Source organism: Pseudoalteromonas sp. H105 (assembly GCF_001469215.1).
Taxonomy (GTDB): Bacteria; Pseudomonadota; Gammaproteobacteria; order Enterobacterales; family Alteromonadaceae; genus Pseudoalteromonas.
The window spans coordinates 35,142-54,817 of sequence record NZ_LOFH01000001.1; the positions used below are offsets into that span (position 1 = coordinate 35,142).

General features: G+C 39.1%; 15 protein-coding genes. 8 read left to right on the forward strand and 7 right to left on the reverse strand.

The genetic code is table 11. The annotated features are described in order from the left end of the window. The first annotated feature begins 89 nt into the window (after positions 1 to 89). Positions 90 to 2,345 carry an aminotransferase class V-fold PLP-dependent enzyme gene (locus ATS75_RS00160; RefSeq protein WP_058558415.1) on the forward strand — a complete coding sequence of 752 codons (2,256 nt, stop codon included), beginning with the start codon at positions 90 to 92 and terminating at the stop codon, positions 2,343 to 2,345. Positions 2,346 to 2,397: 52 nt separating this feature from the next. Here the strand turns inward: ATS75_RS00160 and ATS75_RS00165 are convergent, their stop codons facing one another. Next, positions 2,398 to 3,426 (reverse strand): LacI family DNA-binding transcriptional regulator, encoded by a 1,029-nt coding sequence (locus ATS75_RS00165; RefSeq protein WP_058558416.1) that lies wholly within the window; start codon positions 3,424 to 3,426, stop codon positions 2,398 to 2,400. 351 nt (positions 3,427 to 3,777) lie between these two features. On the opposite strand from ATS75_RS00165, the gene pgi reads away from it, so the two are divergent. From pgi to ATS75_RS00190, 5 genes are all read left to right on the forward strand, one after another. Next, positions 3,778 to 5,421 carry a glucose-6-phosphate isomerase gene (gene pgi, locus ATS75_RS00170; protein ID WP_058558417.1) on the forward strand — a complete coding sequence of 548 codons (1,644 nt, stop codon included), beginning with the start codon at positions 3,778 to 3,780 and terminating at the stop codon, positions 5,419 to 5,421. 262 nt (positions 5,422 to 5,683) lie between these two features. Next, positions 5,684 to 7,156: a glucose-6-phosphate dehydrogenase gene (zwf, locus tag ATS75_RS00175; RefSeq protein ID WP_058558418.1), complete on the forward strand. Its 1,473-nt coding sequence runs from the start codon at positions 5,684 to 5,686 to the stop codon at positions 7,154 to 7,156. Positions 7,157 to 7,158: 2 nt separating this feature from the next. Then, a complete protein-coding gene (gene pgl / locus ATS75_RS00180) occupies positions 7,159 to 7,869 on the forward strand; it encodes a 6-phosphogluconolactonase (protein WP_058558419.1) in 711 nt (236 codons plus the stop codon). Positions 7,870 to 8,536: 667 nt separating this feature from the next. Beyond that, positions 8,537 to 11,134 (forward strand): TonB-dependent receptor, encoded by a 2,598-nt coding sequence (locus tag ATS75_RS00185; RefSeq protein WP_152996154.1) that lies wholly within the window; start codon positions 8,537 to 8,539, stop codon positions 11,132 to 11,134. A 75-nt stretch (positions 11,135 to 11,209) separates the two neighbouring features. Continuing rightward, a complete protein-coding gene (locus tag ATS75_RS00190) occupies positions 11,210 to 12,730 on the forward strand; it encodes a tryptophan halogenase family protein (RefSeq protein WP_058558420.1) in 1,521 nt (506 codons plus the stop codon). A 55-nt stretch (positions 12,731 to 12,785) separates the two neighbouring features. Here the strand turns inward: ATS75_RS00190 and ATS75_RS00195 are convergent, their stop codons facing one another. Then, a complete protein-coding gene (locus ATS75_RS00195) occupies positions 12,786 to 13,496 on the reverse strand; it encodes a DUF6445 family protein (protein ID WP_058558421.1) in 711 nt (236 codons plus the stop codon). 249 nt (positions 13,497 to 13,745) lie between these two features. Here ATS75_RS00195 and ATS75_RS00200 point away from each other — a divergent pair, with 249 nt between their 5' ends. Both ATS75_RS00200 and ATS75_RS00205 read left to right on the forward strand, forming a co-directional pair. Continuing rightward, positions 13,746 to 14,450 (forward strand): SapC family protein, encoded by a 705-nt coding sequence (locus tag ATS75_RS00200; protein ID WP_058558422.1) that lies wholly within the window; start codon positions 13,746 to 13,748, stop codon positions 14,448 to 14,450. A gap of 125 nt (positions 14,451 to 14,575) precedes the next feature. Further along, complete coding sequence (locus ATS75_RS00205; RefSeq protein ID WP_058558423.1) at positions 14,576 to 15,610, forward strand: isoaspartyl peptidase/L-asparaginase family protein; 1,035 nt, start codon at positions 14,576 to 14,578, stop codon at positions 15,608 to 15,610. A gap of 37 nt (positions 15,611 to 15,647) precedes the next feature. Here the strand turns inward: ATS75_RS00205 and ATS75_RS19975 are convergent, their stop codons facing one another. The 5 genes from ATS75_RS19975 to dinG form a co-directional block, all read right to left on the reverse strand. After that, positions 15,648 to 15,803 carry a DUF2496 domain-containing protein gene (locus ATS75_RS19975; protein WP_082665363.1) on the reverse strand — a complete coding sequence of 52 codons (156 nt, stop codon included), beginning with the start codon at positions 15,801 to 15,803 and terminating at the stop codon, positions 15,648 to 15,650. Then, entirely contained in the window at positions 15,800 to 16,066 is a 267-nt protein-coding gene (locus ATS75_RS00210) for a late competence development ComFB family protein (RefSeq protein ID WP_058558424.1), read from the reverse strand. The genes ATS75_RS19975 and ATS75_RS00210 overlap by 4 nt, the downstream gene beginning before the upstream one ends. Before the next feature lie 126 nt (positions 16,067 to 16,192). Next, entirely contained in the window at positions 16,193 to 16,801 is a 609-nt protein-coding gene (locus ATS75_RS00215) for a primosomal replication protein (protein ID WP_058558425.1), read from the reverse strand. A gap of 1 nt (position 16,802) precedes the next feature. Then, positions 16,803 to 17,579 (reverse strand): sulfite exporter TauE/SafE family protein, encoded by a 777-nt coding sequence (locus ATS75_RS00220; RefSeq protein WP_058558426.1) that lies wholly within the window; start codon positions 17,577 to 17,579, stop codon positions 16,803 to 16,805. After that, complete coding sequence (dinG, locus tag ATS75_RS00225; RefSeq protein ID WP_058558427.1) at positions 17,579 to 19,654, reverse strand: ATP-dependent DNA helicase DinG; 2,076 nt, start codon at positions 19,652 to 19,654, stop codon at positions 17,579 to 17,581. Before dinG ends, ATS75_RS00220 begins: the two co-directional genes overlap by 1 nt. Between the last annotated feature and the right edge of the window lie 22 nt (positions 19,655 to 19,676).

The window sequence follows — 19,676 nt, forward strand, 5'->3', positions numbered from 1 at the left end:
CATAGAGATGAATTGATTATTACACTGATCATAAAATTTATGTAAAATGTGTTATAAGATATATCTTTTAGTAATATGGTGCGTTATTAATGTCCGAACATGTTTTCTCTACCGATCAAACCGCGCAAATTTATCTTGATGCAAACGCTACAACCCCCGTATTACCCTGCATCGCCGATGTTGTTTTACATACGATGAAAACTTGTTTTGGTAATCCGTCTTCTTCGCATATAACAGGTATTCAGGCAAAGCATTTATTAGAACACACGCGAGACCAAGCACGAAAAGTAATAGGGGCCCAATATGGTGATATATTATTCACCTCAGGTGCTACAGAGGGTATTCAAACTGCCGTTGTATCAACGTTAATTGCTGCCAAAAACCACCAGATTGAAAAGCCCGTTTTGTTATATGGTGCAACGGAGCATAAAGCCGTTCCTAATACATTGAGCCATTGGAATGAAGTACTGAGCATTCATGCAGATGTGCTGGCGATACCCGTTTCCAATGATGGTATTCTCGATTTAGACTTTATCGCACAGCATGCCAAAAATGCATTAATGATTTGTACAATGGCGGTTAATAATGAAACGGGTATTTATCAAGATTTAGCTGCTATTGAAACCGCTATTCGGACTCACAATTCAGATGTCGCGTGGATGGTCGACTGTGTTCAAGCACTGGGTAAAACAAAACTAGCGTTAAGCGAAACAAGTATTGATTATGCGCCATTTTCAGGACATAAATTGTATGCTCCTAAAGGGATTGGAATGCTCTATATCCGAGAAGGGCGTGTATATACTCCATTTATTGCAGGTGGGGGGCAAGAGAGTGGTAAGCGTTCTGGTACAGAAAATTTACCGGGAATTGCTGGGTTAAATAAGCTGTTTGAATTATTACTCGACGAAACAGATAGCACTTTTAAACCAAGCCGTGTACTTAATGAATACCGAGATAAATTGCGTACAGCACTGATACACACATTCGGTAAAGTTACCTTTAACCATCAGTTTCAAAATAGTGTGCCCACGACCCTTAATTTCTGTGTAAATGAACTCAGCAGTAAAGAAGTCATGGACTTATTTGATGCTGCAGGCATCCGCATTAGTGGGGGTTCTGCTTGTAGTTCTGGGGCAAATAGAAGTTTCGTGCTAGATGCTATGGGAATAGCTAGTTGGCAAAGTGAAAATGCTTTACGTTTGTCATTTGGACCAGCAATGTCGCCATCAGATATTGATCTGGCGTGTGAACGAATTTGCGCATTAAAGCCTATTTTGCAAGCTAACTGCTTAGTCGTGTCTGATACATTGTCACCGCAACAAGAAGCATGTGCTTTAGGCTTAACTCAGTACCGCCACCAAGGGGCGTGTAGTTGGTTATTTGTGAGTGAAAGTAAACACGCCATAATTATTGACCCAATTGCTGAAATGCTTCCTCGACTAGAAAAAATAGTCAGCACACAATCATTGAATTTAGTTGCTATTTTAGATACGCATGATCATCAAGACCGCATTTCAGCAAGGCAATTGTATGAACGTACATTTGTCTCAATGTTAAGTGATGTTAAAGCGGGCCAACTGGGTTGGCCTAGTAACATTGAAAAACTTGATTTGATGAATGCTACTTTAGAGCGTATACATACGCCTGGCCACAGCAAAGACAGTCTGAGCTATCTAGTACGGAGCAAAAAGACAGGCAAAGTACTGTATTGTTTCTGCGGCGATTTATTGTTGCCCGCGGGTCTGGGAAATAGCTTGTTAGCGGGGGGGGATGCACTTGAAATGGCCAACTCCTTGCGTCAGCTAAATACATTCGTACAAAATGAAACGGTGATTTGTTCTGGTCATGATTACCAACAATGTTTTGCTATTAATTGGCATGCACAAATCCAACAAACCCCATTGTTAAGTGCCTTATTGTCAGGTGCGATGTCTGATGCTGAATTTGTTACAACCAAACAAGAGAATGACGCCCACACAATTACTCATTCAGCCAGTTTATGTGGATTTGCAGCCACGCTTGATGAGCCACCTTTAATGCAGGTTGATGTAACGAAAGCAAAATCGATGCTGCTAGAGAGTGATACATGCTTGATAGACACCAGAGAGCCATACGAGCATGATGCAAATGATTTACATAAATTTTTTAATTTGAAGAAAGAGCAGGTGATCAATATACCACTGAGTAGAATGGCACATGCGTTAGTAACTGGGAAATTAGAAAAGACACATCATTATATTTTATTATGCCGCAGTGGTAATCGCTCAAAACAAGCTGCTAATAATTTGGCGCACATTGGTTTTGAACATGTGTACAACCTCAAAGGCGGGTTGGCGTTAATGTGACATTGATAGAGTAATACGAAAGGCGCTAATTTGAGCGCCTTTTTGCATTTTATTAGAGTTTTGGTCCTGAACTATCTCGAACAACAATTGAAGGAGTAAATGAGGTAATAATATCCTTGTCTTGGTTTCTTGCACCTCTCGTCTTGGTAAATAATAACCGAGCTGCATGCTGAGAGATTACATCATTTTCTTGATGAGCTGTTGTTAATTTAGGCCACGTTTGACGAGAGAAAGGAGAGTTCTCGAACCCTGTAATAGACAGTTGTTCAGGTATTTGAATACCCATTAAGCGTGAGGCAAATAACGCACCTGCTGCCATTTCATCGTTACCGCCTAAAATAGCGGTGATTGCTAGTTTGTTATCGTCTGCTAATAACGCTTGTGCGCCTTCAACACCAGATTCAAACGAGTATTTACCGTCATAAATAAACGCATCATTTGTTTCCGTGTCATGATCTGCCATTGCGGCTTTATAGCCTTCTAAGCGCTCACTTGTTGATTTATGCTCTTTGTCACCACAGATAAAACCAATGTTTTTGTGACCGTGATTTAACAGGTGCATTGTTATCTCATAGGCCGCTTTGAAATCGTTTACATAAATACAGGTATCTTGCTCTTCTTCACTAGGGCGACCAGATAAAACGCGTACATAATGAATGTTTAATTCATCTAACAAGTTAGTAATGCTACTTTGCTCTGAAAGCGGAGGGGTTAACACGAGACCTGCAAGTCTAGATCGCTTGATCATCGTCTTAAAGTCATGCTCCATATTTGCTTCAGAGTAACTGCATGGATGAATAACCAGCTCATAGCCTTCATCTTTACAACGAGAAAGCACACCATTTTGCATATCGATTACATAATATGCATTGGGGTTGTCATAGACTAAACCGATTGTGAATGAGGATGTTCCAGCTAGGTTACGAGCAGCAAGGTTAGGTTGATAATTTAATTCGTTAACTGCTTCCATAACTACATCGAATGTTTTTTTGCGTACGGAAGGTTCTTTGTTTATCACTCGCGAAACCGTTTTCATTGAAACGCCCGCAAGTTTTGCTACATCATTTATAGTTACTTTCATACAGTTACTTTTTAGGTTGTTATTATCGTGTTGTTTGAAGCTTTGTTAAGCGCCGTTATTTGTTCTAAAACGAATAGATGAATATTTAAATCTTTACCAAGACCGACTAGTGTATCGAATGTAAAGTAAAATTAGCAGTAAAATAATTTATAAAATTTTTATGATACCGGTGTCAAAAGAGTAAAATTACGTTATTATCTGAATCGTAAAATATAAAAACAGAATATTGACAGCGCTGTCATTTTAACTTATCGTTAATTTAGTTTGTAGGTTAACGGGCTATCGTTTTGCTGTATTTAAATAAAGATAGTTATAAATCAGTTTGTTGCAAGTTCATAGGGGATTTTAAAAATGAGTTGTCGTTCAAAACTAGCTAGTTGGCAAGCACTAACAATCAGTGCTGATAAGATGAAAGAAGTTCATCTTAAAGATCTATTTGCCAATAATAGCAGTCGATTCGAGTTATTCTCGACTCAAATCCCGGGTGTTTTGTTTGATTATTCAAAACAACTCATTGATAAAGACGTAATGACAGAATTACTCGAACTTGCAAGTGATTGTGATGTTGCTGCTTGGCGTGAAAAAATGTTCTCTGGAGAGAAAATTAATTTCACTGAAAACAGAGCTGTACTTCATACAGCTTTGCGCAACAGAGCCACGAACAGCCTTGTAGTGGATGGTGAAAATGTCAGTGAGGTTGTTAACGCCGAGCTTGAAAAAATTAAAGTATTTGTAGCGAAAGTTCGCTCTGGTCAATGGCTAGGATACACCGGGAAACCAGTTAAATCAGTTGTTAGCGTAGGGGTTGGGGGATCAAACTTGGGCCCGCAAATGGCAACTGAAGCCTTGAAAAGCTTTGCCGATGATACGCTTAATGTACACTATGTATCCAATGCTGACGGTGTACAAATAGCATCGGTTTTAGAACAAATTGATCCTGAAACGACATTGTTTGTTATTTCTTCTAAAACATTTACCACATCAGAAACAATGACGAATGCAAAAACAGCGGTTGATTGGTTTTTACGTTCAGCAAATGATAAACAAGCCATTGCCAAGCATTTTGTAGCTGTAAGTACAAACTTAGAAAAAACGGCTGCTTTTGGTATTGCAAATGAAAACGTATTCACAATGTGGGATTGGGTTGGCGGTCGTTTTTCATTATGGAGTGCGATAGGATTACCTATAGCGCTTTATTTAGGGTTCGAAGCATTTGAAGATATACTTGCAGGCGCGTTTGAAATAGATGAGCATTTTAAATCAGCACCCAATGATAAAAATATCCCGCTATTGATGGCTTTATTGAGCGTTTGGAATACGAGTTTTCTTGGTTACGATGCACAAGCGATTTTGCCATACGATCAAGCATTGCACATGCTACCTGCTTATTTACAGCAAGGTGAAATGGAAAGTAATGGTAAGCATGTAAACTTTGGGGGAGAAGTTGTAGATTACACAACAGTGCCTATTATCTGGGGAATGACGGGTATTAATGGTCAGCACGCGTTTTATCAATGCTTACACCAAGGTAATGTGATTGTTCCTGCAGATTTCATTGCGTCAGTGAAACCTCAAGTAAATGTTGGACAACACCACGATATTTTATTATCAAACTTCTTTGCTCAAACAGAAGCAATGATGATGGGAGTTGATGAAAATCAAGTACGTGCAGATTTAACGGCTAAAGGTAAGTCTGAGAGTGAAATTAAAACGCTGTTGAATCATAAAATACACAAAGGCAATAGACCCACGACTTCTATCCTTTTAGATGTAGTCGATGCAAAAGCAGTCGGGCGTTTAATTGCACTGTATGAACATAAAATATTTTGCCAAGGTATCATTTTAGAAATATGCTCTTTTGATCAGTGGGGCGTAGAGTTAGGTAAAGGTTTAGCGTCTAAAATAGAGGCCGAGTTACTTGATGAAACAGTCAAACATACCCATGATAGTTCAACTCAAGGCTTAATGAACTACTACAAAGCGCATCGCGCTTAACTAATTTAGCGATTGGCATTAGTAAAATGCTTATTGCTAACCAAATACCTTTGAACGGGTAGCGCTGGAGTTCTTAGGGCCTGTATGTTTGTGAGAGGATATACAGAGCCCCTAAGGCTCATTTAATCAGCCATATAATAATCGAATTCAACAGGCTTTTTCGCCATGCTAAAAGCTGACATCACTTTAAACAACAAAAATGTATGCCTGTACTGTAATGAAGCAGTCGACAACAGGGCAATGCAAACGTAGAGAGTTAATTATGCTAAATCCTTTTGATATTGTAATTTTTGGGGGCGGCGGTGATCTTGCATTGCGCAAATTACTTCCTGCAATGTATCGCGCATATCAAGAAGGGAATCTACCACAGGGGTCACGCATTTTGCCGACCGTTCGTGAAGAAAGTAAACGTGCAGAATATATTGAAACCGCGCATGAAGCATTAAAACAGTTTTTAAGTAAAGGCGAATTTAATAGTAAAGACTGGAATGCTTTTTCAACTTTCTTAGTCCCTGTGGTATCAAATGTAACTGAGGCTGACAGTGACTGGGATACATTAAAAGATATTTTAGAGAAAGATTCTCAAGATAAATCACGCGTGTTCTATTTATCACTTCCTCCAGCTGTGTATGGAAGTTGTTGTGAAATACTATCAACTAAAGAGCTTATAACACCTTCATCTCGTGTTGTTGTGGAAAAACCAATCGGTTATTGTGGCCAATCAGCTGAAGAAATCAACGCTAAAATCGCCCAATTCTTTACAGAAGAACAAATTTTCCGTATTGACCATTACCTAGGCAAAGAAACGGTTCAAAATTTAATGGCACTGCGATTTTCAAATTCACTGTTTGAAAATATGTGGGATGCTAAATCAATAGATAATATTCAAATTAGCTTATCTGAAACGGTCGGTCTCGAAAGTCGTGCCGGCTTTTATGATAAAGCAGGCGCACTGCGTGATATGGTACAAAACCATTTGCTCCAACTATTATGTTTGGTTGCTATGGAGTCTCCAAATAAGCTAAATGCAAATAGTATTCGCACAGAAAAACTTAAAGTTTTAGAGTCATTAAGGCCGCTTGTAGACACTGATGTTGATGATAATATTATACGTGGTCAATACGTACCTGGAGATTTAGATGGTAAAATTGTTCCAGGATATTTAGAAGAGCTGAACGAAGGGGCGAGTAAAACCGAAACCTTCGTCGCGATACGTGCTCACGTAGATAACTGGCGTTGGGCGGGTGTACCATTTTACCTTAGAACAGGTAAGCGCATGGCTAAACGCTGTGCAGAAATTGTTGTTGAGTACAAAAAGGTATCCCATAACGTATATGGTGACAATGTTGGCAAAATTGAGCCTAATCGCTTAGTTATTAGGTTGCAGCCTGAAGAAACAATTCAACTGACACTGATGTCTAAACGTTTAGATAATCTAGAAATGCAACTAGAACCAGTAACTATGAATATTGAGTTATCTCAAGCATATAGTAATGGTTTTCACTCAGATGCATACAAGCGTTTAATGCTTGATGCTGCTGCAAACAACCCATCGTTATTCATTCATCGTGACGAAGTCCGTCAAGCGTGGAAGTGGATTGATCCAATCGTAGAGCGTTGGCAGCAAAAAGGCGCACCTTCGCTATATCGTGCAGGTAGTTGGGGTCCTGAAGACGCAGATGAGTTACTTGCAGAAAATAACCACGTTTGGTTCAACACAGGTGATAGAGCATAATTATGGCCACAATTACTGAAAAATTTTTTGATTCAAAAGAATCACTCACCGCTGAGTTGTCGGCGAGCTTAGAGGCACGTTTGGTATCGGGTATCAAAAAAGAAGGCCGCGCTTCTCTGATGGTATCAGGTGGTTCGTCTCCTGCACCTGCTTATAAACACCTTTCGAATCTCGAATTAGAGTGGAACAAGATTGACGTTGCTATGGTTGATGAACGTTGGGTTGATGCTGATCATGAAAAAAGTAATGAAGCGTTTATTAAGAGCACGTTATTACAAAATCATGCTTCTTCAGCGAATTTTATAACCATGAAAAATACCGCGGCCACTGCTTTGCAAGGCGCAAATGAGTGTGAGCAAGCGTATCAACAACTTAACCAGCCATTTGATGTGACTATTCTTGGTATGGGACCTGATGGACACACAGCATCTTTGTTCCCCAACGCCGATGGGCTAGATAATGGTTTAACGAGTACTAATTTAGTTTGCGCAATAAACGCAATTCAGAGTGAAGTAACTGGTAGTATTACGCAACGTATGACATTAACGCTTCATGCTATTGCGCAATCTGAGGTGGTTAAGCTTCTTATCAGTGGAGAGGAAAAATTAGCCGTCTATAAAGCAGCAAAAGCAGACGGAGGCGTCAACGCTATGCCACTTCGCGCAGTTCTTAATCACCCAACGATTAACATAGAAGTTTATTGGGCGCCTTAATGCATAATAGCCTTTAACTAAAAAATGCAGGCACTTAGTCTGCATTTTAGTTTCTGTGTATGTTTTGTTCTGCATAAATAATTCACTCCCCATCGTTACTTGTAATTTGAATAGCCCCTTTAACCAATTTCGCGTTTAAATTTTAGCCCATCAATAAGACAGTTGTTTTTGCGCCAAATAAAGATAGACATGCAGTAGAGAGGGCTTTATAATTCAAAATGACAACGCTGTCATTGTTGGTGATAATTATTTCCACCCCCTTGTTTTGTTTTATTTGCCCTAAAACAAATCATTATCTTGCAAACAGCAAATGTTGATTTTATGGAGGTTTTACGTATTAAAATACTTAAATGGAGCGATTAGTTTACATATTAATGTGGTTTCCCTGCTATTTTTACCTCTAACAGGTATGTCTTCTTTCTCATTTGATATTAAATCATGGTATATTTGCGCCGTTAAAATGTAACAAGCCATATATTTACATTTTAAATTTAACCTTAAATCAAAGAGTTGCTTTTTTTTAAACTGTTTTCGTACAGAAAGTAGCTAAAAAAATGTAGCACAAATGTAATTTAGGGTGTATGGTTTGTTACTAGATGACAACGCTGTCATCATCACTGGGCAGAAGTGATAAATAAAACCAACAAAATGATTCAAGGGGAATCCTGTGTTAGCTAAAAATTTTAAAAAAAGCTTATTAGCAGTAAATATCGGTCTTGTAATGAGTGCCGGATTCACTGGTGCTGCATTCGCAGCGCAAGAAACTCAAGTTCAAGAAGATGTTGAAGTAATTGAAGTACGCGGTATCCGCCGTTCTTTAGAAGCGTCTTTGAATACTAAACGTTTTGCAAATTCAGTGGTTGATGCTTTATCTTCGGAAGATGTAGGTAAATTTCCAGACAGTGATGTAGGTGAAGCGTTAGGTCGTATTTCAGGTGTTGCAGTTAATAGAGCGTTTGGCCAAGGCCAACAGGTATCTATCCGTGGTGCATCAGCACAACTAACTCGCACATTACTTAATGGTCACTCAGTTGCTTCAACTGGTTGGTACGACCAACAAAATATCGACCGCAGCTTTAACTATACATTGCTTCCGCCTGAAATGGTTGGCGGTATCGAAGTATACAAATCTTCACAAGCGGATATTGTTGAAGGCGGTATCGGTGGTACAGTAATTGTTAATACTCGTAAAGCATTAGATTTAGATGCAAACACTTTTTTTGGAAGCGTTAAAGCAGATTACGGTTCGATTTCAGAGCAAGCTGACCCAGAAATCTCTGGTTTATACAGCTGGAAGAACGAAGACGAAACGTTCGGTGCGCTAGTTTCTGCAGCATTCTCAGAAACTAATTACCAACGTAACGGTATTGAATCTTTGGTTGGCTGGGGTGACATTGTTCCTTCAACATTCCAACAACAGCGTGAACGCACAGCAATTAATGCATCATTCCAATATGCACCAACTGATGATTTAGTTCTTGGTCTTAATATCATGAGCTTAGATTTATCAGCTGATAATGCAAATACATCATTATTTGTAATGTTCCCAGATGACAAAGAAGCATCATGTGAGCAAGTAAATGTAGATGGTACATGTACTTTCTACCGCCGCTCGGGTAATGGAGCTAATCCAGGTTGGGCACAAACTTGGGCTCGTGCTGGTTCAATGACATCAGAAACTGTTGATTTTGACTTTAAATATGCGGGTGAAAATTTTGAAGTTGAAGGTCGCTTCGGTAATACACAGTCAGACGGTGGTACGGATTTAACAGCTAACTATGGTTTCTGGCTTGGCACACCAAGTGATTATGCAGGCACATATGACGCAACTGGCGATGTGATCAATATCGACGTTGCAAATAAATCATTCGGTCCTGATGATTTCCAAGGTCAGCTTTCTTCAGCAGGTTGGGCTCTTAAGAAGCAACCAAATACAGATGAAGAATCATACGCACAAGTTGATTTCACTTTCCCTGTCGATTTTGGTGCAATCACCTCAATTAAAACAGGTTTCCGTTGGGCAGATCATGAAGTAACGCAAGAAACATACACAGCTAATGTTGTAGATTCGATTGCTGCTTATGATGCATCTCATTACTATTCAGGTACAGTGTCTTCAGGTGCAGGATATACGTTACCAGAACCTAAACTTGACCAAATGGTAAGTGATGGTTATGCCGCAATTACAAGCTTTGATAATACATCAATTGGTTATAAGTCAGGCTATGGTACAATCCAAGAAGAAAATATCGCCCTATATGCAATGGCAGATTTTTCAGCTGATGGCATCCGTGGTAACTTTGGTATTCGTTATGTATCAACAGATGCAGAGTCTGAATACTATGCTTTAGACGCAAGTGGTAACTACGGTAACAACTTAAGCACTGAAAAAGCAGATTATAGTGAAGTACTTCCTAGCTTAAACGTTGCTTTTGATTTGGCTGAAGATGTAATTTTACGTTTCTCAGCAGCACAAGTTATATCTCGTGCTAACTACAGTGATATGTTCGCAGCTTCTTCACTTTCAGGGTATCAAGACGGTACTATTGGTAACGAAGTCATATCAACAGGTAACATTGGTCTTGAGCCATTTAAAGCAACGCAATCAGATCTAGGTGTGGAATACTACTTTGATGGCGACGGTATGGTTAGTGCTACATATTTCATCAAAGATATTTCATCGTTTACTAAAGTTGACCAAATCTTAAATCAAAGCATTGGTATCGTTGACCCTGATTCGGGTGTTGATAACTGGACTGTAGCAACTAAAGGCACAGGTTCTGGTGGTGAAATCCAGGGTATTGAACTTCAAATCCAAGATGGTTTTGACAGCGGTTTTGGTTACCAAGCCAACTATACTTGGGTTGACTCAGAGGCGCCTGCGGAAAACTTCCCAGACCGTATTGAATTATTCTCAGATTCTTCAGAGCATACTGTAAACCTTGTAGGTTACTATGAAGCAGAAGATTATAGTCTACGTCTAGCATACAACTGGCGTTCAGAGTACATGGTTAGAGAAGCACCTTTCTTCTACGGTAACCGTGAGCACCAAGACTATGGTACGCTTGATTTAACTGCTAACTATTCTGTTACAGACTACTTAGATCTAACATTTGAAGCTGTTAACATCACAGAAGAAGATAGCATCCAAGTTGGTACAGCTACTGGTGATGCAGAAGTTAAGCCTGAGTTACGTAATGGCTACCCTGCATGGAGCTTTGAAGGTGAAGCGCGCTACCGAGTTGGTATTGCTTTACGCTTCTAATTTAGCTTAGAGAGTTAACTAAAAGCCCAGTTTAATCTGGGCTTTTTTATGAGTTAGAGAATTAAGGATTTTAATATGATAAAAAAGATAGCGATAGTAGGAGGAGGAACTGCGGGATGGCTTACGGCCAATCATTTAGGCCAATCCTTACTTGGTACTGATATTGAAATTACGCTAGTTGAATCACCAACTATACCCTCGATAGGTGTTGGTGAGGGAACAGTTCCTTCGATTCGTAATTCATTACAAAAGTTTGGAATTAGTGAAACAGACTTTATACGTGAGTGTGATGTTACCTTTAAACAGTCAATTAAATTTGTTAATTGGCTAGACAAACACAAGCATGGTGAAAACTTTTATCACCACTTATTTGATCACCCACATATATTTGGGGAAGAGTTAACAGATCAATGGTTAAGCAGTGATAGGCATCAACAATATGCCGATAATGTCTCTAAGCAAGCAATATGCTGTGAAAAAATGCGTGCGCCGAAGTCAATTTCAACGCCAGAATTTGTAGGTCTTAACGGTTATGCTTATCATTTTGATGCAAAAAAGTTTGCTAGTTTCTTAATGAATCATGCCCAAAAAACGTTTGCTATTCAGCACCTGTATGCAGAAATTATAGATGTTAATTGTGATCAAGATGGTTTTGTCACACACTTGATTGATAATGAAAAAAATGAGTTAAGTTTCGATTTTATTATTGACTGTTCAGGCTTTAGTGCTGCTATTTTAGGCGAAAAGCTAAATGTTGACTTTATAGATCGTTCAAATGAATTGTTAACAGACACAGCGATAACGTTGCAAGTACCTACATCTGTAGATGATGAGATTCCGCCATATACAATAGCAACAGCCCATCAAGCAGGTTGGATTTGGGATATTGCATTAACAGAGCGCCGAGGTGTTGGTTTTGTTTATTCTTCAAAGCACATGAGTGAAGAGCAAGCGAAAAAGAAATTGCATCATTACCTAGGTAATAAGTTTACGCATTTAAAGCCTCGAAAAATACCAATAAAAGTAGGTCGCAGAGAAAAGTTTTGGCATAAAAACTGTGTCGCTATTGGTTTATCACAAGGGTTTGTGGAGCCATTAGAAGCAACCGCTATTCTAATAACCGATTTCTCAGGGAATCTGTTATCTAAGCGTTTTCCTCGAAATAAAGAGGATATTGATATAATTGCAACCGATTTTAATAAACAAGTAGAGTATGTGTGGGATAGTACATTCGACTTTATTAAGTTGCACTACTTTATATCTGATCGAGATGATTCTTTATTTTGGGTGGATAACAAGCAACCTTCAACCTTGTCTGAGAAGTTAAAAAGCAACGTGTTAAAATGGCAAAGCTTTTCACCTATAAGAGAGGATTTTGATAGTAAGTTTGATTTGTTTGACTTAGAAAATTACCTTTATGTGCTTTTTGGTATGAATTATTTGCCAAAGACAGAACAATTATCTGAACAAGCCAGTTTATTGGCTCAGCAGCAAGTTGATTTAAAAAAGCGTCGCGTCGAACAGTTATTAATCGAATTACCTTCACATCGAGGGCTTATAAACAAAATAGCTAAGTTTGGCTTACAAAAGCTCTGATATAGCGTTGCTTGTTCCTCGTATACTATAGCGATAGATTATGTGGTTTGGTCGTTTATTCAATTAGCCGAAAGAAGCTTGAAATAGATAGGCGACCATGTCTTATATCTGCTGTGTAATCGACATTATTATCTAAACTTGCACAGTGTAATAAATTACTTTTATATAAAACGATTCGATTCTCTTTTGCTTCAATACTAACAACCTGCTCAAATAATGATGTATCACTATTTAAATATCCAGAGTGTTGCGATTCATGCTTTTTCGTTTCTTCAATTAACTCTAGAAAGGCATGCTGATTTTCATCTGTTATTTTAACTAAGTTCTTTGGCTTATAACGATATATGGCAGTGCCGTTAGATTCCTTTCCTTTTATATAATGAACTGCTGCGTAGGTATTATCATCAGTTGAGTCAATGTGGGGGATGCGTTGAAGAATGTTTAAATCCCCCGATTTTTGAGTAACCAGTGATAACTTACACCTATGTAAATAGAGATTTTGTTTACCTTTGAACACGCCTTTGTCTTTCAACGTGGCAAATAGCTGCTCAAAAACGCGATAATAAGGTTTCGGCATTGTATCTCTTTTACCAGGAAATAAAGTACCGTCGCTTCCAATGGGTTCTAAATAAGCAAAGTGATTAGCAAAGTGAATTACAGGGTCAATACTTTTCAAGAAATTATCAATGATAATAATGTCTTCGCCAATGCTTTCAATATGAATGATATCAATTTTATAGTGTGGGTTTAACGCGTAATTTTCCATATTTCCCAAGCTTATTTAATCCTAAAACTACTGAATATATTAACAAAATTTTACTATTATGTAATGGTAAAGGTTTACGCGTAGATTAATTTTTGAACCATCATTTATTTGCATAAAAGACCTTTGCTATTCTTTGATTTAAATTGTACAAATTGCCACAAAATTTTCACTTCCTTTTTGCAACCAAAACCTTTAGCCTTAGGGTACTAACAGCAAAAATCATAATTTATAAATTAATGGAGCAGTAACATGGCGGAGCAACAAGTACAGCCTTTACACAACGAAAAACATGCCAACACTAAAATTCAAAACGGCATCAATGTAGAATTTTTAAAATCACAGCATTTAGTGCCAGTTGTTGCACATGAGTTTGCACGTGTAGCAAACGAATTTCCAATGTCTTTCGTAAAAAATAACGAAACAGGTCAGTTTCAAGCCGTTGCTATGTTTGGTTTAGAGCCAGGTGAAAATTTATTTGTTCAAGACGGTAAATGGACAGCAGCTTATGCACCAATGGCTACAACGCGTTACCCACTTGGTTTGGTTAAACACCCGCAAGAAGATCAATACGGTATCGTGATTGATGAAGCAAGCCCTTTAGTTGGTGAAGCTGAAGGCAGTGCATTATTCGAAAACGGTGAAGAGACGGATTACTTAAAGCGTCGTAAAGATGCATTGGTATCATTTATTGAGTTTTCGAAAGTGACTGAAGCTTTCACTCAATATCTAGCTGACAAAGAGCTTTTAGTAGCGCAAACACTGACAGTTGATATCAAAGGTGAGAAAAAAGACATCAACGGTATTTACCTTATTGATGAGAAAAAACTAAATGAACTAAGCGACGAGGACTTTTTAGACCTTCGTAAGCGTGGCTATTTAGCACCAATGTATTCTTTCTTGACGTCTACGCATCAAGTAGCACGTTTAGCACGTTTGAAAGCTCAACAATCTTAATCAAATGTGAAATTTAAATAAAGCGCCACTAGGCGCTTTTTTTATGTGTTCTATCTGGTAAATGTTGTAATTGAGGATAAGTTTATTCACATTAGTGCTACATATAAAACACTATACAGAAAAATATGAACACATTAGTTTTAGCTGTCTTAGTCAGTGCAACGTCAATTATTGTTAGCCCGCCATCGCTTGCTAATACAAGCCCATTTGCAATTGCCATTCATGGTGGCGCCGGTACCATTGAAAAAAGTCGTTTTACACCAGAGCAAGAAAAAGCATACAGAGCCAAACTTAAAGAAGCTGTAGAGATTGGCTATCAAGTACTTGAGCAAGGCGGAGAGAGCTTAGATGCTGTTACAGCCGCTATTAATGTATTAGAGAATTCTCCTTACTTTAATGCTGGCCGAGGGGCTGTTTATACATACGAGGGTGCACATGAACTCGATGCTTCAATTATGGATGGGCGAGACCGTCAAGCCGGGGCTGTTGCAGGTGTTAAACACATTGAAAACCCAATTAACTTAGCTCGTTTAGTTATGGAACAATCAGTCCACGTAATGCTTAGTGGACAAGGCGCTGAAGAGTTTGCTAAAAATCATGACGTTCCATTGATTGAAAATAGTCTCTTTAATACTGAAAATCGCTATAAGTCCCTGTTGAAAGCTAAAGAGAAACTAGATAAAGCAAAGCAAACAAACAAAGATTATCAAGCAGCACACTCAGCACTTCCCGTGAACTTTAAAATGGGTACCGTTGGGGCTGTCGCGCTTGATAAGACTGGTAATTTAGCAGCAGGTACTTCGACGGGGGGCATGACTGCGAAACGATTTGGTCGTATTGGCGATGCGCCTATCATTGGAGCGGGCACATTTGCGGAGAATGAGTCTTGTGCTGTGTCTGCAACAGGGCATGGGGAGTATTTTATTCGTTATAGTGTTGCTGCTGATATCTGTGCTCGCGTTAAATATCAGGGGAAAACGATCACAGAAGCTGGCGATGAGGTAATCAATGGTGTACTTAAACCAATCGGTGGAACGGGCGGTGTCATAATCGTTGATAAGGATGGCAACTTGAGTATGCCATTCAACACCTCTGGTATGTATAGGGCTAGCAAGTCAAACACGCAAGCTACTTATGTGGGTATATTCAAAGGAGAGTAGTCGGGTTCTGAGCGTATGTATAACAATGAATAATTTATTAGGGTGATGTAGCTAGCTTATTTGTGTAATCACCCTTAATTATTTCTAATGCTTTTAAAACATCTTCAGGTTCTACATCGTTCTCTTCTAGCAATTGGATCAGATCAACAGCTAGTTTAATGTGGGCAGGCGCTTGTTCGAGTGATGGATTCATGCTTGCCCTTTTTTAGCTATTTGACTGATAGCGACTTCGATAGCCACGTTAACTTGGTTTTCCATATGAATTCGTTCGTGTTGTGGTAAATAAAAAGCCATATCAACATCAAATCGAATATAGCGGGGCGTTAATTGATTTAATACGGTACAACAAAAATCAGCCATAACATCTTCATCATATAGCTTATCTAATTTGCGCTTTATTATTTCTTCAACCACTATTTTTTCGAAGTAGTTGTGTATATCATCATGAAGTCGCACTGCCTTGCTCACTTAGTTTATGTCTTTGATTTTAGTTTATACTAAGGTGTTGGATAAATCGAATATCTGGTGCAAAATTGAGCGTGAAGTTGCTACTTTAGTAAAAATCTATTACGTATATGATACTTAACGTAGTTGTTGTTTTTCAACTTGTTGTATTTTCTCTTCAGTAGCTGATATAGCCTTGCGGCATCGGCCTAAGCGACCATGCAACGTTAATATTTCCAAGTTAAGCTCAGAGGCTTTAGCAGGGCCCACATTTTGCATCTTTAGTTTACGTTCGTCTATCATCAATACAAGCCTGCGTTCAAACTCATGATTCTGTTTTAATTCATCGTAGAGTTCATGTATGGGTTGCATTATTTTTTTTGCCGCTTGTTGCAAAGCTTTAGGCTTGCTCCGTGGCTTAAAGGTATTTTTATTTTCTTTGGCCCAAATAGGTGTTGATTTTATGACGTTAAATACGGCTTCTACTTGATTGCCAATACGTTCAATGGCGTAATTGTATGCATGGCGATGTTCTGCTGGCGGGAGCCTGTTTATTTCATCTTCTATTTCAATGATATAGTCAACTAAATTCAAGCTTTTTGTTGAGAAAACACGGCGATCAAATAAACTAGGCTGAGCTTGCATATATCGGTTTTTAGAGAGCAGTTTTGCGTTATCGAATTTAATCGCTTGTTGTTTAAGTATATCCACTTGGTGGCAAAGTTTTTCAAATGCGGCTGATTGCATATTAAAGATATGCCTCGTAAATTAATTTCAGCGCTAAAACAATAACAACGGTATTAAACACGGGCTTAATAAACTTGCTACCAAATCGAATGGCAGAATGGGCCCCTAACCAAGCACCTAGCATAAGAAACACGCCCATCGTGATACCTAACAAAAAGTTAACGTGACCAAGAGCAACAAAGGTGATGAGAGAGACAAAATTTGAAACAAAGTTCATTGAGCGCGCTAAGCCGCAATTTAATAGTAAACTCATTTTATAAAGTAAGCTGTTTGAGGCTGTCCAAAATGTTCCAGCACCAGGGCCTGCTAGCCCGTCAAAAAAGCCAAGGCTTAATCCCTGTAGCCATTGTTTTATTTTTGTAGTTCGATTTAGAGGAGGTAATGCATCATCCTCAGTCGCACTAAGGTTGCCAAAAATGCTGTAGCAGGCCACAAGAATAATCACGACCGGTAACAGTTTATTTAAAAATTCAATACTTAAATAATCAACGACTAAAGTGCCGATTAAAGCACCTAATCCAGTAGCAATAATTGAGGCAGCCCAAAATCGGGGGTTGAATAGTTGCTTGCGAAAGTAGGTAACGCTCGCGGTCAGTGATCCAAAGCTCGCAGCTAATTTGTTTGTACCTAAAGTCAAATGTGGAGGTAATCCAGCTGTCAATAAAGCGGGGACTGTTAACATGCCACCACCGCCGGCTATAGCATCTATGAAACCTGCGGCCAGTGCCACAGCGCAAAGAAGTGCCCATGTTGTTGGGTCAAGTGCAAGTTCAAACATCAATGGTCTATTTGTCTTTTAAAGGGTGGTAGTGTATCAAGCATGGCTTTTCCATATCGCTTGGTTACTAATCGGCGATCAAGAATAGTAATTCGTCCTTGGTCGTTTTCTTTACGCAGCAGTCTACCACAGCTTTGCACTAATTTCTTTGCCGCATCAGGCACGGTTATCGATAAAAATGGGTTACCGCCCTTACTTTGGACAAATTCAGCTTGGGCTTCTTCTATCGGTGAGGTTGGCACTGCAAAAGGGATTTTAGTTATCACGAGGTTTTCAAGGTATTTACCGGGTAAGTCTAAGCCTTCAGATAAGCTTTGTGTGCCGAATAATATACTACCTTCACCCTCATCTATATTCTTACTGTGTTTTTTTAAAAGCGCTTCACGCGACATTTCACCTTGAACTAAAATATCCATGTTTTTTAGTCGCAATGCTTTAACGACATGATCCATTTGCCAATAAGAGGCGAACAACACTAAATTGGCTTGTTGCTTATTTAAGTGTGTCGGTAATATTTTGGCCAAATGATTGCTAAAGTCTTTATGTGTCGGTTCAATAATTGACTGTGGGATGTGAAGTATTGCTTGATTTGGGTAGTCAAATGGCGAGGGGACTTTAAGGTACTTTACACCTTCTTCCTTAGCTAAACCACTTTCGTACGCAAAATGATCAAAAGATCCCAGCGCTGTTAAAGTGGCTGAACATAAAACAGCACCCGCACATTGTCGCCAAAGCTTGTCTTTTAAGTAATAGCCTACTTCTATCGGGCAATCGCTTAAGAGATGATCATGGTGGTTTTTATACTCTAAGCGTTTGATCCAACGCGCGTGTGGAATGCCTTCGCCTTTATTGGCGTAACTGAACCAAAGCTTGTTAAGTTGTTCTAACCGATTAATGTAATGGCCACTTTCACCCAGTATAGGATCGGCTACATAAGGTTTAATATCGCCGTCACTTACATCTTGTACTAGTGTGTCGTGCATTTTATTCAAACAGCGAAGGGCATCCAGGGTGGCTTCACTGATATCTTTGGCTTTGTTGAATAAAGAATCGGGTATTTCGCCATGTTCAAAACGGTATGTGTCATCTTGAGTGTAATTAAAATCTGCGTTATCAAGTAGGTCCCGAACAACTTTCAAATCTTTATTGGCATCATTAATACTGTCACACAGCTTAAAATTTTGCCCAATGGCTTTTTGTCCAACTAAAACTTTTGCCATTTTTCCACTGAATTTTGTCAGTTTATCGAGCCAATCAATCGTGCCTTTTATCGTCGCCGCTGCAGAAGAGAAGTCACGCGTGATATGGGCTAAATGGTGAGCCTCGTCAATAACATAAATTGTATTATCGGGCTCAGGTAAAATCTTACCGCCGCCTAAATCAAGATCAGCGAGCAATAACGAATGGTTAATTACTAACACATCCATTTGCATTAAACGTTGCCGAGCAAGCTGAAATGGGCAAGTTTGATGGGCTTTCATTTGTCGCTGGCAAGCATGTTTATCACAGGCAATTAATCCCCATACACGATCAGGAATGGTATCAGCCCAGCTATCTCTATCACCCTGCCACTTTTTATTAATGTATGCATCATAAAGTTGCTTTAAGCACTTTGCTTCCATCGGACTCAGAGGTGAGCTGAGTGAAGGCATAAACTCCATTTGAGTTTGACTATCACCATTTACAGCATTGTGAAGTTTATGAGCACAAATATATCGCTGTCGACCTTTTACTAAATCAAACTTAAAATCAAGGCCCGAATGAGCCCTGAAAAAGGGGAGCTCTTTGCTGATTAGTTGTTCTTGTAACGCGACTGTCGCGGTGGATATGACAAGTTTCTTTTTCTGTGCAAGTGCTAAAGGCAAAGCCCCTAAGCAATAAGCGAGTGATTTACCTGTGCCCGTACCTGCTTCGATAACGCAAATACGTTGCTTTTTATGGTATTCACCAGCAAGTGTTTTTGCGATTTCAGCTACGAGATAGTTTTGGCTACTCCGCGGACGATAATCGCTCAGGTTATCGGCCACATGCTTATGAATTTTTCGGATTGTGGCTTTTAAGGGATCAGAAAGCATGGGTGAATAACCTAAAGTATGT